Below are 14707 nucleotides of genomic sequence, written 5' to 3' on the forward strand. Positions count from 1 at the left end.
TTGATCCCCCGGCACCCGCATTATTAGCAAGCATACTTATGGTAACCCGGGGATGGGATTTGTGAAGTCCTGCAGGGCGGCTGACTATTGCCGCCAAACGAGGGGTGGTCTGCCTACTTGGCGGGATTGTGCGTGCCGATCGGAACCAGGGTCAGGTCCGGGAGGTTTTTCTCGATCCGGCGCAGCGCCCAGACGTCGTTGAACAGGGCGAGGTATTCGCCGTCGGAACGCAGCAGCACCTCGGCGCCGGTGACGTTGGCGAGCGCCGGCATGGCGTCCGCCGTCGTAATCCTGGCCAGCGAGTACGGCAGCCGCTCCAGCCGCATCGGGGCGCTGAAATCGTGCGCCATCCGGTCCTCCACCACTTCAAACTGCATCGGGCCCACCGCTGCGAGCACCGGAGCCTGGTCGCCGCGGATGTCGGAACGGAGCACCTGGATGACGCCCTCGTGCTCGAGTTGTTCGATGCCGCGGCGGAACTGCTTGAAACGGCTGGGGTCCTTGGACCGCGCAACCTGGAAGTGTTCCGGGGCAAACAGCGGGATGGCGGGGAACTCCACCGGCTGGTCCAGGAACAGGCTGTCCCCGACGCGCAGCGAGGAGGCATTCACGAGGCCCACGACGTCCCCGGGGAAGGCTTCGTCGATGACCTCGCGTTCGCGGCCGAAGACCTGCTGGGCGTACTTCGTGGCGAAGGACTTTCCCGTCCTGCCCTGGGTGACCACCATGCCACGTTCAAAGATGCCGGAGCAGACGCGGATGAAGGCCACGTGGTCCCGGTGGGCCTTGTTCATGCCGGCCTGGACCTTGAAGACAAATCCGGCGAAGGGCGCAGCGACGGGACGGGCGGCGCCGTCGACGTCGGGCCGGGGCGCCGCGGGCGGCGCGAAGTCAACGAGGGCGTCGAGGATTTCCTTGACGCCGAAGTTCAGCGCGGCCGAGCTGAAGAGGATCGGCGTCGCCTTGCCGGCGTGGAAGGCCTCGACGTCGAACCCGAGATTGGATTCAATGACCAGTCCGGCTTCGTCCACCGCGTTGGTCCAGTCGCCGCCCTGGCTGGCCGCGGCCTCCTCCGGCGTGAAGTACTCCGTGAGGGCGATGTTGGCGCCGGCGTTGTTGCGCTTGAACTGCGCGAAACGGTCATTGCGCAGGTCCCAGACACCGCGGAAGTCACCGGAGATGCCCACGGCCCAGGTCAGCGGCATCGGCTGGAGGCCGGTGCGCTCCGTGATCTCGTCCATGAGGGCGAGGGCGTCGAGGCCGGGCCGGTCCCATTTGTTGATTACCGTGATGATGGGCAGGTTGCGCTGCTTGCAGACCTCGAAGAGTTTCATGGTCTGGGTTTCCAGGCCTTTCGCGGCGTCCACAAGCATCACGGCGCAGTCCACGGCGGCCAGCACGCGGTAGGTGTCCTCGGAGAAGTCGGCGTGGCCGGGGGTGTCCAGCAGGTTGATCACGGTGTCCCGGTACGCGAACTGCAGGGCGGCCGAGCTGATCGAGATGCCGCGGTCCTTTTCCATCTGCATCCAGTCCGAAACCGTTTCCTTGCGGTTGGCCTTGCCGCTGGACGCGCCGGCAGTGCCGATCACCTTGGCGTGCAGCGCGAGCGCCTCGGTCAAGGTCGATTTGCCGGCATCGGGGTGCGAAATGACAGCGAAAGTCCGACGTCGGGCCGCCTGTTTGTGAATCTCCTGGACTCTGGCGGGGCTGGGGACATCTTGGGACACGGTGCTACTTTCGCTGCGGGCTGGGAATTACCGCGATACTGGCATTTATCGCGAGGGGGGCCGCGGCGCCTGTGCGCCGGCCATACACCCTGGGCTTCAAGTTTATCGCAGGCCGCGGGCCCCCGCCGCGAACGGGCCAAAGTACGGCCCCGGGACATGGCCGCCGAAGCCGTTCCGGAGCTGCCCGCCGAAGGGCCCCGATGGGGCACTTTGAGGCTTGTCCGTGCGGTTGTCGCCCTGTTTTGCCCCTACTATGGTGAGAGCGGGCAACCGAGTATTTTTGATCAGGCTGGAAACCTTGGAAACCGGCGTACCTGCAGGCTGGAGCCTGCACCTTTGAAGGGGAACATCTATGGCTCGGAGCCCTGAAGATTCACTCAAGGCGACTCTGGGCAGAGTGGCCCCCGGCACCGCCCTTCGTGACGGCCTGGAGCGCATCCTCCGCGGCCGGACCGGGGCGCTGATCGTGCTGGGCATTGACCGGACCATCGAATCCATCTGTTCCGGCGGTTTCGAGATCGGGATCGACTTCTCCCCGACCCGGCTGCGGGAACTGGCCAAGATGGATGGTGCCATCATTTGCGACAAGGACGCCAGCAATATCCTGCGGGCAGCCGTCCAGCTTGTCCCGGACTCAAGCATCGAAACCCAGGAGTCGGGCACCCGGCACCGTACGGCGGAACGCGTTGCCATCCAGACCGGCGTCCCGGTCATCTCGGTCAGCCAGTCGATGCAGATCATTGCGCTGTACGTGAACGGGCTGCGCCACGTCCTGGAAGGCTCGGAGAAGGTCCTGGCCCGCGCCAACCAGGCCCTGGCCACCCTGGAACGCTACCGCTCCCGCCTGGACCAGGTGACCAGCTCGCTGTCGGCGCTGGAAATTGAGGCCATGGTGACGGTCCGCGATGTGGCGGTCACCCTGCAGCGCCAGGAAATGGTGCGCCGGATCTCCGAGGAGATCTCGCAGTACGTCCTGGAGCTGGGCGAAGACGGCCGGCTCCTTTCACTGCAGCTGGACGAGCTGACCGTCGGCCGCGGGCCCGGCAGCGATGTCATCATCCGTGACTACTCCAGTCCGAATGCTTCGGCCGAGGACATCGACAAGGCCGTCAAGTCCCTGGTGAACCTGGGACCCACCGAGCTGATCGATCTGGGCAAGATTGCCGGAATCGTCGGCTTCGCCGGCGGGGAGGCAAACCTCGACGCCGTCGTCCAGCCGCGCGGGTACCGCTTGCTCTCCGGCCTCAAGGCCGTGCCGAAAGCAGTCGCGGATCGCCTCGTGGACCATTTCGGCGGCCTCCAGTTCCTGATGGCCGCAACGATCGATGACCTGATGACGGTGGACGGGATCGGCGACCAGCGCGCCCGGACCGTCCGCGAGGGCCTGAGCCGCATGGCGGAGGCCAGCCTTCTCGACAGGTTCCTCTGACCCCGTCAATCCTCGTCCACTGCTCCGCAAGGGCCCTTTTGGACCCTCAAAACGGCGCCTGCGGAGCAATCGACGGGGATTAGTTGAGCTGGAACACTGCCTTGGGGCTGGTCTTGTTGGCCAGCCGCGCGGTGAAGACGTAATACGCGCCGCCGGCGCCCGGCTTGGCCTCGACCGGATCGCAGCCCTGCACCGTGCGGTTGCGCTGCCACTGGAAGTTCGCCGTCTCGCTCTGGCCAGGCGCGATGGTCTTCATCAGATCCGAGCTCTCCGACTGGCAGTCTTTGGACGAGAAGATCCGGTCCGAGCCGCTCGTGATCAGGTATTCCATCTGCGACGTCCCGATATTGACCTCGCACGGCACCTTGTTGCCGTTCGTGACTTTCAAGGTAAGCAACGGAATCTCGCCCGCGGCGTAGGCAGGCTTGTCCGTGGCCGCCGAGACGGTGACGAGATTCTGGTCGCAGCCGTTTGCGGGTGTGGGGGTCGGCGTGGCTGCCGGGGCTGCAGATGTCGCCGGAGTTACGCCGGCCGGGGCCGGCTTGGTCTCGTTGGCGGGTGTGCCGGCGGCCTGCCCGCCGGACTTCATGCCGGCGGAAACTGCGGCAAAGCCGCCGAAGGCAACGGCCATCACCAGCAGCACGATGACGCCGACGAACAGCCGGCGGCGGCGGTAAACGGGCCTGAGCGGTGCCCGTCCGGGTTTCCGCGCGGAGTTCCCGCCCGCGGAACCCTTCGGCTTTGAACCGTTCGTTCCTGAATTGCCTTGCCTGACCATCCTTCTAGGCTAGAGAACCCCGCAGGGTATGGGGCCCTCCCACGCCGCTGGGCTGGCCGCGGCCGCAATCTATTACGCTAAATGGATCAAAGCTCTAGCCGACTCCCCCCTGATCCCAGCCGTCATGCCACCCGGAGCCCTCCCGGGCGGGCTGCCCGCCGATGCCCAGGATCGGGCCGGCCAGGGGCTCGCCGGGCTGCATCATGCACTGGCGGCCTGGTTCGGGTCCAACGCCCGGGAGCTGCCCTGGCGCGCGGCGGACTGCACACCGTGGGGCGTACTGGTCAGCGAGATCATGCTCCAGCAGACCCCGGTAGTCCGTGTCCTGCCGGTCTGGGAGGAATGGCTGCGGCGCTGGCCGGAACCGGCCGATCTGGCCAGCGAGCCCGCGGGCGAGGCAGTCCGGTCCTGGGGGCGGCTCGGGTATCCGCGCAGGGCCCTGCGCCTGCACGCGGCCGCCGTAGCCATCGCAGAAGACCATAGCGGACGGGTTCCGGACACGTCTGCGGCTTTGCTGGAGCTCCCGGGCGTGGGTACCTACACGGCGGCTGCCGTGGCGGCCTTCGCCTTCGGACGCCGCGAAACCGTGGTGGACACCAACATCCGCCGGGTCCACGCGCGGCTGCTCACCGGGTCGGCCCTGCCGTCGCAGGCCCTGACCGCGGCGGAAATGCGGCTGGCTGCGGCGGTGCTGCCGCACGACGTCGGCGCCTCCGTGCGGTGGAATGCCTCCGTCATGGAGCTCGGGGCGCTGGTCTGCACGGCGCGCTCGCCCAAGTGCGGACAATGTCCGGTCAGGGACTCCTGCGCCTGGCTGGCGGCCGGTGAGCCGCCTCCGGCGTACACGCCCAAGGGCCAGTCCTGGCACGGCACGGACCGGCAGGTGCGCGGCGCCGTGATGGCAGTCCTTCGTGCAGCCGACGCGCCCGTGCAACCGGAGCTGTTCCAGCGCGCGGCGGCGGACCTTGGCTTCGAGCCCGAGGGGATCGGCGTCCCGCTCGCGGCCCTGCACCGGCTCAATTCGGCTCCCGAGCAGCTTGAACGCGCGCTGGCCGGCCTGTTGAGCGACGGCCTGGCGCAGTTCCACGGTGGCGGCATCCGGCTCCCTGCCTGACCGGACACCCTAGCCCGGGACACGAACCGGAACTAGGCTGGGCACGCGGCGCCCCCGTTTCCGGGGCACACGGTCGGGGAAGGTGGCGGTCCATGAACGCACAAAACATCACCCACTGGATCCGGGCCGGGTTGTGGACCTTGCCCGTCTACGGCCTGATCACCGCATGGGCCACGCTTGAGCCGCAGCCGGACCAGCAGAGGGACCCCGACGCCTGGGCCCGGTTCGTCAGCTCGGGCTCCTACCAGACCAGCCACTTGTTCGGCAGCACGGGAGGCACCATCCTCGCGATCTTCGGGGTCCTCGCGCTGGGCTGCTGCCTGGCCAACAGCCGTGTCGGCCGCCTTGCACTGGCAGCAGCCGTCATCGCCATCGCCGGCACTGCCTTGCTGCTGGTCCCCGCTGCCCTCTCCACTTTCGCCACTCCCGCAATCGGGAAGGCCTATCTGGACGGGAACCGGGACGTCATGCAACTGGAGTTTCCAGCCGCCATGACGGGCGCGTTCCTGCTCGGCCTCCTGCTCGCGTTCGTTGGAAACGTCCTGCTCGGGGTTGCCGTCTGGCAATCCCGGACGCTTCCGCGCTGGGCCGGGGCCCTCTGGGTGGCAGGCGCCGTGCTCTTTTACGTCCTGGGCGTGGTGCTGGGGCAGGCGACCACCGGCAGCAGCCTCCCGACCCAGCCGGCCGGTGCCCTGCTCACGGCGGCGGCGGGCGGGTGGATGGCCTGGAGCCAATCACGGCACGCGCGGCTGGAGGAGGCCGTTCCTGCGGCCGGCACGGGCTGAGGACCCCTAGGGTTCGCCGAAGCCGGATTTGACCAGGCGCTCCAGGTAGCCGATGGCCTTGGCGGCGTCCGGGCCGCTTGCCTCCACGTGCAGCACCGTCCCCTTGCCGGCGGCGAGCATCATGAGGGCAGTCATGGACGACCCGTCGACGCCGTTGACCGTCACGTCGGCGTCCATCCCGGAGAGGCCGCCGGCAATCTTCGCCGCAGGCCGGGCATGCATGCCCGTCTGGTTGACGAGTTCGAAGTCCCCCATGGCATCTGGTGGCTGCTGGTGCTCGTGCTCGGGGATTTCCGGCGCAACCGGGGGCCGGTAGACGGCTTCGGCGGCCTCCTTCACTGCCTCCGCGTCTGCGCCCGCCTGGGCTGCCACCGCGGCAGCCACAAGCCCCTCCACGAGCGGGGCATCGGCGAGCAGCACGGAGCCGGGCTCCGCCATGAACTCCACGGCCGACTCCGCGGTCATCACCGCAGAGCCAAGATCCGTGAGCACGACGATCCCGTCCCCGGCGGCCTGTTCCAGCGCCGCCATCACCTTGTCCAGGCTGGTGCCGATCCGCCCGTCGTCTGTCCCTCCGGCGGGAAGGATCACGACGTCGGGCGCCATCTGGGCGGCAAGTTCGACCGCGCCGTCGGCGATCTTTTCACTGTGCGAGACGACGACCAGCCGGACCGTCATGCGGCAGCTCCGGCCGCGGCGCGCAGGATCAGGGCGCTGGACACAGCCCCAGGGTCCCGGTGGCCGATGCTCCGCTCCCCCAAGTAGCTGGCGCGCCCCTTGCGGGCGAGCATCGGGTCGGTGGACACGGCACCGGCCTCGGCCGCCTCTGCAGCGGCCAGCAGCACCTTCCGGACGTCCCCGCCTCCGGCCGCAACGGCGGCCGCCTCAATCGCCGGGGTCCAGGCGTCCACCATTGTCTTGTCGCCCGACTCCGCCTTGCCGCGCGCGACAATGCCGTCGCGGGCGGCGTGCAGCGCCGCCGCCAAGGCCGCGGCGTCGACGTCGGACGTCTCGCCCAGCGACGTGGCGGCGCGCAGGAACGCGGTGCCGTAGAGCGGGCCGGCGGCGCCGCCCACCTTGGACATCAGGGTCATCGCCGTCAGTTTTAGCGCGGCTCCCGGGGAATCCGGAGGCGACTCGGCGAGCTTGTCCATCACGGCTCTGAAGCCGCGGTCCATGTTCTCGCCGTGGTCGGAATCCCCGATCGGCCGGTCCAGTTCAATCAGCTCGACCCGGTGTTCCGCCATGGCCTGGGCGGAGAAGGTCAGCCACCGTACCGCCCAGTTGACGTCCAGCCCCACGTCAGACGCCCCAGCGGAGGGCCGGGGTATGGACGGGCGCGTCCCAGAGGGCCGTCATGTCGTCGTCGAGGCGCAGGACGGTAATGGAGCAGCCCTGCATCTCGAGGGACGTGATGTAGTTTCCGACGAGCGAGCGCGCCACGGTGACGCCCTGGTCGGCCAGCTTCTGCGCGGCCCGGCGGTAGACGATGTAGAGCTCGCTTTGCGGCGTGCCGCCCATTCCGTTGACGAACAAGAGCACCTTGTCCCCGGACACGAGCCCGAGGTCGCTGACGACGGGGTCCAGCAGCCGGTCGGTGATGCCATCGGCGTTTTCCATCGGGATGCGGTGCCGGCCAGGCTCCCCGTGGATACCGATCCCGATCTCGATTTCGTTTTCCTCAAGCTCAAAGCTGGGCACCCCGGCGTGCGGGACGGTGCAGGCGGTCAGCGCCACCCCCATGCTCCGGACGTTCTGATTGACGCGGTCCCCGATCGCCGCGACAGCGTCGAGGTTGTCTCCGCGCTCGGCGGCCGCGCCGGCGATTTTCTCCACGAGGACGGTGCCGCCCACGCCGCGCCGACCGGCGGTGTATAGCGAGTCCTGCACGGCGACGTCGTCGTTGACGAGCACCGTGCGGATTTCCACGCCTTCGGCCTGCGCCAGTTCGGCGGCGGTCTCGAAGTTGAGGACGTCACCGGTGTAGTTCTTCACGATATGCACGACGCCGGCCCCGGAGTTCACGGCGAGCGTGGCCGGCAGGATCTGGTCCGGTGTGGGTGAGGTGAACACTGCGCCGGGCACGGCGGCGTCGAGCATTCCCATGCCCACGTAGCCGCCGTGAAGTGGCTCATGGCCGCTGCCGCCACCAGAAACGAGCCCCACTTTTCCGGGCACCGGGGCGTCCTTCCGGACGATGTATTTCGGGTCCGCGAAGACGGTCACGAGATCGGCATGTGCAAGCCCGAAGCCCTCCACTGACTCGTCAACCACGGCGCGGGGATCATTGATGAGTTTCTTCATGGCGGTGCTCCCTGGATGGTGTCCTGGCTGCTTGTTTAGACCCTACTACCGGGGCCCTGCCAGCGGTAGGCTCCCGGTTTCAAACGGCTGAAGCGCACCGCGCAGCCTGCAGAACAGCCCGATCCGCTGCAGCCGTGGAGCCGGCGCGGGTCACGGACGGGTGTCCCCCAACGACGGGAAACTGGGCCAGGCATCGCTGCCCAGCCACGAAAACGGTGGTGGTCCGAGCCGGTCCGAGCCGGGGGCCGGTCCGGCATCGGGCCCGGGTGCGGACTCTTGAGTTGAAGCCTGGCTGGATTCTGGCTCCTGGCCGCGTCCACGCGGAGCGCACTCTCCGGGGCCACCCGCGATAGTCATTTGGAATGCTGAGAAATCAGGAAAAATCACGTTCTTGTGCAATTTTTGACTCCAGAAAGACTGTGGCCCACCCCCTGGGCCGGGGTCAGTTTATCCATCAAATTTATTGAGCGGAAGACCCTTTCCTGAATGTCTTTAGAGCGACTTGATCATCCTGGTATTGCCCAGCGTATTTGGCTTCACGCGGGCGAGGTCCAGGAATTCGGCGACGCCCTCGTCATGCGAGCGCAGCAGCTCCGAATAGACCACCGGATCCACGGCCGTCTGGTCCGCCATCACCTCGAAACCGTGCTTCTTGAAGAAACCCACCTCAAACGTCAGGCAGAACACACGTGAAACACCGAGGCCCTTGGCATCCTCCAGCAGGCGCTCCACCAGCAAATGTCCCACGCCCTGGCCGCGCCAGGCGTCAGATGCGGCCAGGGTGCGCACCTCGGCCAGGTCCTCCCACATCACGTGCAACGCCCCGCAGCCGATCACCTCGCCGTCAGCGGCTTCGGCGATCCGGAACTCCTGCAGGCTCTCGTAGTACGCCACCGTCTCCTTGGCCATGAGGATGCGCTGATCAGCCAGCGGCGCCACAAGGGATTTGATGGCCGCGACATCGCTGGTGCGGGCAGGGCGGATGCGGATCGTCTCAGTCACAGCCCAATCTTACGGCTGAGTTTCCGCTCAGAGACCGAGTTCAGCAGGCACAGGAAGGTCCTTGTCCAACAGCTTCCTGGCCAGGAAGTGCTCGATAACGCCGTACCAGACCTTGGCATGCTGGGGTTGCAGGATCCAGTGGTTCTCGTCCGGGAAGTACAGGAAGCGGTGGTCGCTCTCGCCGTTTTCGTCGGCCGCCAGCCGGGACTTGGACAGCAGTTCGTACCAGAGGCGCAGGCCTTCGCCGATCGGTACGCGGTAGTCCTTGTCGCCGTGGATGACCAGCATGGGGGTGCTGATGTTTTCCACGTGCAGGTGCGGGGAGTTCGCCAGGGCCATGTCCGCGGACATTTCCTTGAGCCAGTACTGGGCGGCGTCCGTGGTGGGGCCGAACTGGTCCAGGGCCCATAGGCTGGCGTGGGTGACGATCGCTTTGAACCGGTCGGTGTGGCCGGCCACCCAGTTGGCCATGTAGCCGCCGAAAGACCCGCCCATGGCTGCCGTGCGTGTCTCGTCGATGTCCGGTCGCTGCACGACGGCGTCGGTGATGGCCATCAGGTCGGTGAAGGGAGCCTTGCCCCATTCACCCCAGCCGCGCTGGATGTGGTGCTGGCCGTACCCGGTGGACAGCGCCGGGTCCGGCAGCAGCACGGCGTAACCGCGGGCCACCAGCAGCCACGGGTTCCAGCGCCACGTCCAGGCGTTCCAGGATCCCAGGGGCCCGCCATGGATCCAGAGCAGTAGCGGCGCCGGGCTGGCGGCGGACGCCCCGTCCGGGAGGGCCAGATACGCCGGCACCCGGGCGCCGTCGGCCGCCGTCGTCGCCACGCGCTCGAGCGTCCCCTTGTACTGCGGGCGCTCCGCCGGCGCGGGCAAGCGGACGGTCCCGCCGCCATCGAGGTCGATCCGCACGGGTTCTGCGGGGAACTCATAGGAACTCCGCAGCGCGTAGGCGCTGCGGCCGTCAGGGGAAACCACGACGTCGGTGTAGGCCGCGGTGTCGGCTGTCAGGCGGGTGACGTGGCCTGTTGCGCCGGCCTCACCGGAAACGCTGATCCGGAAGACCGGCGACGCGCCGTCGTCGTCGGCGGTGACGAGCAGCGCGGATCCGTCGGGGAGCCAGGCCGCGGGCCGGGGCCACCGGTCCCAGTCGTGGGCCAGGGGTGCCAGGGGCGTGCCGCCCGGGACGTCGCCGGAGACGTCGAGCAGGTGAAGCAGGATCCGCGGGGCCGCGTCAGGGGTGGTGTGGCTTTCGCTGAGCACCACGAGGGTGCGGTTGTCCGGGCTGACCGGCCCGGGGAAGTAGCTCACGTCCTCCGCGTCGAGCAGGACCGTGCGGGTGCCGGTGGCGACGTCGACCGCGACGAGCACGGACCGCGTGTCCGCGTTCGCCAGCGGCTTACTGAAGCTGCTGTAAATTCTCTTCCCGTCCGGGCTGACCACGGATTCCGCGTCCCGGAGGCCGTTTCCGGCGTCGGGGGTCAGGTTCCGCAGTGTCAGCGGCGCGGTAACGTCCACTGTGGCGGGTTTGCCGGGCTCTTTCTCGTCCCCGGGCTCCACTGCAAAGAACCGCGGTTGCGCGGGGCCCAGATCTGCGTCCCAGTACCGCACGGGGTAGCCGGTGTGCAGGATGGCCGCGACCTTGGTGTCCTTGCGGGACTTGCGGCGTTCCTCGTCGTCAGCCTCCCCGGTGGAGCCTGCCAGCACGGCGGCACTCAGGAACAGTGCGCCGGAGTCCCGTGCGGCGAGGACGCCACTGACGCCTCCGGCGCGGGAGAGCACCACACGGGCTTCGCCGCCGCCGGATGGAAGCATCCACAGTGCGTTGACGGGGTCCGCCTCGGGGTTGTCCGGGTCGGGCCGCGCGGAAGTGAAGTAGAGATCGCCGTCGGCCGTGAACACCGCGCCGGCCTCGCCCTTCGCGCTGCGCGTGATCCGGCGCGACTGCTTCTGCCCTGCCGGATCCAGCTCCCACAGGGCGGTGGCGTATTCGGTGCCCTTGGCGTTCAGGGTGGCCACGGTGGTGACCAGCCGCGTGCCGTCGGGACTCAGCGCCAGGCCGCTGACCCTGGGAATCGCGAGGTAGTGGTCCAGGTCGTGGAACGGAGTTTCGGGTTTTTCGCTCAGGATCTCTGATTCGGTGGAAGCCATGCCCCGATTCAACACCTCCTGTGGCTCGGATCACACTACGTTCACTATGAGTGAAACACTGCTTTCAGATTCCGCGGCACCGGGTGGACGTTCCGGCGCTAAGGGTCGCAGGGTCCTTTCAGGCAAAGTTGGCATGATGGGTCCATGAACCCTGAGAAATCCCTGCCTCGACGCTCCCTGCTGCTCGGCGCCGGCGCCACGGTCGGTGGCGCCCTGGCTCTTTCCGCCTGCGCCCCGGCGGCGACCGAAGCCCCGGCCCCATCGGCCGCTGGGGCTTCAGTGCCAGCCGGCACCCCGGTCAGGGTCGGCAAGCTCAACGACGTGAAGGTGGGCGAAACTGCAACGGGAAATGCCAACGGAAGGGCCGTCGTAATCTTCCGTCCGGAGGAGACGAAGGTCCTGGCCTACGACGCAGCCTGCACGCACGCCGGCTGCCCGGTGGCCCCGGCCGGCCAGGAATTCGACTGCCCGTGCCACGGCTCCACTTTCAAGGGCTCGGACGGCAGCGTCATTACCGGGCCGGCCCGCAAACCCCTGGCGTCCCTCAAAGCGGCCATCGACGGGGACTGGATCACCGTCACCGCCTGACGGCACTTGTGTACGGCAACATGCCGTCCGACGGCACAAGGCAAAGGCCCCGCCCTCCCTTCCGGGAAGACGGGGCCTTTGCGTTGATGCCTAGACGCTCGGAGCGATCTCCGGGATGCGCGGCTTGGCGTTGCCTGCGAAGGTGAACTTGGCGTCGTCGCCTTCGCCGTCCACATCCACCACCACGATGTCGCCGGCGTGGATCTCGCCGAAGAGGATCCTCTCGGAGAGCTGGTCCTCGATCTCGCGCTGGATGGTGCGGCGCAGCGGCCGGGCACCCATGGCGGGATCGTAGCCGCGGGTCGCCAGCAGCACCTTGGCTGCCGGCGTGAGCTCGATGCCCATGTCCTTGTCCTTGAGCCGCTTTTCCAGCCGACCCACAAACATGTCCACGATCTCGATGATCTCGTCCTGGGTCAGCTGCGGGAACACCACAACGTCATCAACACGGTTCAGGAACTCGGGACGGAAGTGCTGCTTGAGCTCCTCCGTGACGCGGGCACGCATCCGGTTGTAGCCGGTCTGCGTATCCGTGCCGGACTGGAAGCCGGTGGCCACACTCTTGGAGATGTCCCGGGTGCCGAGGTTGGTGGTCATGATGATCACCGTGTTCTTGAAGTCCACCACGCGGCCCTGGGAGTCGGTCAGGCGGCCGTCTTCCAGGATCTGCAGCAGCGAGTTGAAGAGATCGGCGTGCGCCTTCTCCACTTCGTCGAAAAGCACCACGGAGAACGGACGACGGCGGACCTTTTCGGTCAGCTGTCCGCCTTCCTCGTAGCCGACGTAGCCCGGAGGGGCACCGAAGAGCCGCGACACCGTGTGCTTCTCCGAGTACTCGGACATGTCCAGGGTGATCAGGGCGTCCTCTTCGCCGAACAGGAACTCCGCGAGTGCCTTGGCGAGCTCCGTCTTGCCGACTCCGGTGGGGCCGGCAAAGATGAACGAACCGCCCGGACGCTTCGGGTCCTTGAGGCCTGCACGGGTGCGGCGGATGGCCTGGGACAGCGACTTGATGGCCGCGTCCTGGCCCACGACACGCTTGTGCAGCTCGTCCTCCATCTTTAGCAGGCGCGAGGACTCTTCCTCGGTCAGCTTGAAGACCGGGATGCCGGTGGAATTCGCCAGCACCTCGGCGATGAGGTCCTCATCGACTTCGGAAATGTCGTCCATGCCGCCGGTCTTCCACTGGCGTTCCTTTTCGGCACGTTCGGCAATGAGCTTCTGCTCCTTGTCGCGCAGGGAGGCGGCGCCTTCGAAGTCCTGCGCGTCAATCGCGGATTCCTTCTCGAGCTTCATGGCGGCGATCTTCTCGTCCATGACCTTGAGCTCCGGCGGGGCGGTCATCCGGCGGATGCGCAGCCGGGCGCCGGCCTCGTCGATCAGGTCGATCGCCTTGTCCGGCAGGAAACGGTCCGAGATGTAGCGTTCGGACAGGCTCGCCGCCGAGGCGAGGGCGCCGTCGGTGATGGTGACGCGGTGGTGGGCTTCATACCGGTCGCGGAGGCCCTTGAGGATCTGGATCGTGTGGGCGACCGAGGGTTCCTTGACCTGAATCGGCTGGAACCGTCGTTCCAGGGCAGCATCCTTCTCGATGTGCTTGCGGTATTCATCCAGTGTGGTCGCACCGATGGTCTGGAGTTCGCCGCGGGCCAGCATGGGCTTCAGGATCGAAGCCGCATCGATAGCGCCTTCGGCCGCGCCCGCACCAACGAGGGTGTGGATCTCATCGATGAACAAGATGATGTCCCCGCGGGTACGGATCTCCTTGAGGACCTTCTTGAGGCGCTCTTCGAAGTCACCGCGGTAGCGGGAGCCGGCCACGAGGGACCCGAGGTCCAGGGTGTACAGCTGCTTGTCCTTGATGGTCTCGGGGACATCGCCGCGGACGATCGCCTGGGCGAGGCCTTCGACGACGGCTGTCTTTCCGACGCCCGGCTCGCCGATCAGCACCGGATTGTTCTTGGTACGGCGGGAAAGGACCTGCATGACGCGTTCCATCTCGGATTCACGTCCGATCACGGGGTCCAGCTTGTTTTCCCGCGCGGCTTGAGTCAGGTTGCGGCCGAACTGGTCCAGGACCACGGATCCGGCGGGGGTGCCCTCGGCCTGGCCGGGGCCGACGCCTGCTCCGGTGGTTTCCTTGCCCTGGTAGCCGGACAGCAGCTGGATGACCTGCTGGCGGACGCGGTTCAGGTCAGCGCCTAGCTTGACCAGCACCTGGGCGGCGACGCCTTCACCCTCGCGGATGAGGCCGAGCAGGATGTGCTCGGTGCCGATGTAGTTGTGTCCCAGCTGCAGGGCCTCGCGAAGCGAGAGCTCCAGCACCTTCTTGGCGCGCGGCGTGAAGGGGATGTGGCCGGACGGGGCCTGCTGGCCCTGGCCGATGATCTCCTGCACCTGCTCGCGGACGCCGTCGAGCGAAATGCTCAAAGACTCCAGGGCTTTGGCGGCAACACCTTCACCCTCATGGATCAGACCCAAGAGGATGTGTTCGGTACCAATGTAATTGTGGTTCAGCATGCGTGCCTCTTCTTGGGCAAGCACAACTACGCGACGGGCACGGTCCGTAAATCGCTCAAACATTTCGCCACACTCCTAGCTACGACGTACTTTGATGCTACGTGGCCGGGTTCCAGATTTGGGGCTTGTTCGCCACAGGGGAAACCGGGGCGCCGCTGCCAAGTCACGTCAGGGCTCAAACCCGGGCCGGCCGGGTCCTGGAACGACGGCGGTCCGACACATCCTGCCTGGACCGGCGGCGCTCCTGCCCAATTGCTTTTTTCGATACGCACTGAATGCGGCGTGTCCCCCGGCGCCGGACCGCTTCTT

General features: G+C 67.2%; 12 protein-coding genes. 4 read left to right on the forward strand and 8 right to left on the reverse strand.

What is annotated here, in order from left to right; genetic code table 11:
• Positions 1 to 113: 113 nt before the first annotated feature.
• Entirely contained in the window at positions 114 to 1727 is a 1614-nt protein-coding gene (locus AC1DCZ_RS10670) for a peptide chain release factor 3 (RefSeq protein WP_476974552.1), read from the reverse strand.
• A 352-nt stretch (positions 1728 to 2079) separates the two neighbouring features.
• Between AC1DCZ_RS10670 and disA the strand changes: the two genes are divergently transcribed.
• On the forward strand, positions 2080 to 3156 hold the full coding sequence (disA, locus tag AC1DCZ_RS10675; RefSeq protein ID WP_476896671.1) for a DNA integrity scanning diadenylate cyclase DisA: 1077 nt from the start codon (positions 2080 to 2082) through the stop codon (positions 3154 to 3156).
• A gap of 79 nt (positions 3157 to 3235) precedes the next feature.
• Here disA and AC1DCZ_RS10680 read toward each other — a convergent pair whose 3' ends face one another.
• Positions 3236 to 3934, reverse strand: a complete 699-nt coding sequence (locus tag AC1DCZ_RS10680) for a hypothetical protein (protein ID WP_476974553.1) — start codon at positions 3932 to 3934, stop codon at positions 3236 to 3238.
• A 295-nt stretch (positions 3935 to 4229) separates the two neighbouring features.
• On the opposite strand from AC1DCZ_RS10680, the gene AC1DCZ_RS10685 reads away from it, so the two are divergent.
• On the forward strand, positions 4230 to 5048 hold the full coding sequence (locus AC1DCZ_RS10685; protein ID WP_476974600.1) for an HhH-GPD family protein: 819 nt from the start codon (positions 4230 to 4232) through the stop codon (positions 5046 to 5048).
• Between the two features lie 92 nt (positions 5049 to 5140).
• Positions 5141 to 5833 (forward strand): DUF4386 family protein, encoded by a 693-nt coding sequence (locus tag AC1DCZ_RS10690; protein WP_476974554.1) that lies wholly within the window; start codon positions 5141 to 5143, stop codon positions 5831 to 5833.
• A gap of 6 nt (positions 5834 to 5839) precedes the next feature.
• On the opposite strand, the gene dhaM is transcribed toward AC1DCZ_RS10690, so the two are convergent.
• From dhaM to AC1DCZ_RS10715, 5 genes are all read right to left on the reverse strand, one after another.
• A complete protein-coding gene (gene dhaM / locus AC1DCZ_RS10695) occupies positions 5840 to 6511 on the reverse strand; it encodes a dihydroxyacetone kinase phosphoryl donor subunit DhaM (protein WP_476974555.1) in 672 nt (223 codons plus the stop codon).
• Complete coding sequence (gene dhaL, locus AC1DCZ_RS10700; RefSeq protein ID WP_476974556.1) at positions 6508 to 7134, reverse strand: dihydroxyacetone kinase subunit DhaL; 627 nt, start codon at positions 7132 to 7134, stop codon at positions 6508 to 6510. Before dhaL ends, dhaM begins: the two co-directional genes overlap by 4 nt.
• A gap of 1 nt (position 7135) precedes the next feature.
• Entirely contained in the window at positions 7136 to 8137 is a 1002-nt protein-coding gene (gene dhaK, locus AC1DCZ_RS10705) for a dihydroxyacetone kinase subunit DhaK (protein WP_476974557.1), read from the reverse strand.
• A gap of 492 nt (positions 8138 to 8629) precedes the next feature.
• Positions 8630 to 9139 (reverse strand): amino-acid N-acetyltransferase, encoded by a 510-nt coding sequence (locus tag AC1DCZ_RS10710; protein ID WP_476974558.1) that lies wholly within the window; start codon positions 9137 to 9139, stop codon positions 8630 to 8632.
• A 27-nt stretch (positions 9140 to 9166) separates the two neighbouring features.
• Positions 9167 to 11290 carry a S9 family peptidase gene (locus AC1DCZ_RS10715; RefSeq protein WP_476974559.1) on the reverse strand — a complete coding sequence of 708 codons (2124 nt, stop codon included), beginning with the start codon at positions 11288 to 11290 and terminating at the stop codon, positions 9167 to 9169.
• Between the two features lie 144 nt (positions 11291 to 11434).
• Here AC1DCZ_RS10715 and AC1DCZ_RS10720 point away from each other — a divergent pair, with 144 nt between their 5' ends.
• Complete coding sequence (locus AC1DCZ_RS10720) at positions 11435 to 11878, forward strand: QcrA and Rieske domain-containing protein (RefSeq protein WP_476974560.1); 444 nt, start codon at positions 11435 to 11437, stop codon at positions 11876 to 11878.
• Positions 11879 to 11968: 90 nt separating this feature from the next.
• Here AC1DCZ_RS10720 and AC1DCZ_RS10725 read toward each other — a convergent pair whose 3' ends face one another.
• Positions 11969 to 14461 (reverse strand): ATP-dependent Clp protease ATP-binding subunit, encoded by a 2493-nt coding sequence (locus tag AC1DCZ_RS10725; protein WP_476896680.1) that lies wholly within the window; start codon positions 14459 to 14461, stop codon positions 11969 to 11971.
• Between the last annotated feature and the right edge of the window lie 246 nt (positions 14462 to 14707).

The organism is Arthrobacter sp. 10N418 (genome assembly GCF_056394725.1).

Bases quoted from the DNA above. Each gene is read 5' to 3' on its own strand.
- dhaK (WP_476974557.1), bottom strand. From the start codon at position 8,137: ATGAAGAAACTCATCAATGATCCCCGCGCCGTGGTTGACGAGTCAGTG.
- AC1DCZ_RS10715 (WP_476974559.1), bottom strand. From the start codon at position 11,290: ATGGCTTCCACCGAATCAGAGATCCTGAGCGAAAAACCCGAAACTCCG.
- AC1DCZ_RS10725 (WP_476896680.1), bottom strand. From the start codon at position 14,461: ATGTTTGAGCGATTTACGGACCGTGCCCGTCGCGTAGTTGTGCTTGCC.
- dhaM (WP_476974555.1), bottom strand. From the start codon at position 6,511: ATGACGGTCCGGCTGGTCGTCGTCTCGCACAGTGAAAAGATCGCCGAC.
- AC1DCZ_RS10720 (WP_476974560.1), top strand. From the start codon at position 11,435: ATGAACCCTGAGAAATCCCTGCCTCGACGCTCCCTGCTGCTCGGCGCC.
- AC1DCZ_RS10680 (WP_476974553.1), bottom strand. From the start codon at position 3,934: ATGGTCAGGCAAGGCAATTCAGGAACGAACGGTTCAAAGCCGAAGGGT.
- AC1DCZ_RS10690 (WP_476974554.1), top strand. From the start codon at position 5,141: ATGAACGCACAAAACATCACCCACTGGATCCGGGCCGGGTTGTGGACC.
- AC1DCZ_RS10685 (WP_476974600.1), top strand. From the start codon at position 4,230: ATGCTCCAGCAGACCCCGGTAGTCCGTGTCCTGCCGGTCTGGGAGGAA.
- disA (WP_476896671.1), top strand. From the start codon at position 2,080: ATGGCTCGGAGCCCTGAAGATTCACTCAAGGCGACTCTGGGCAGAGTG.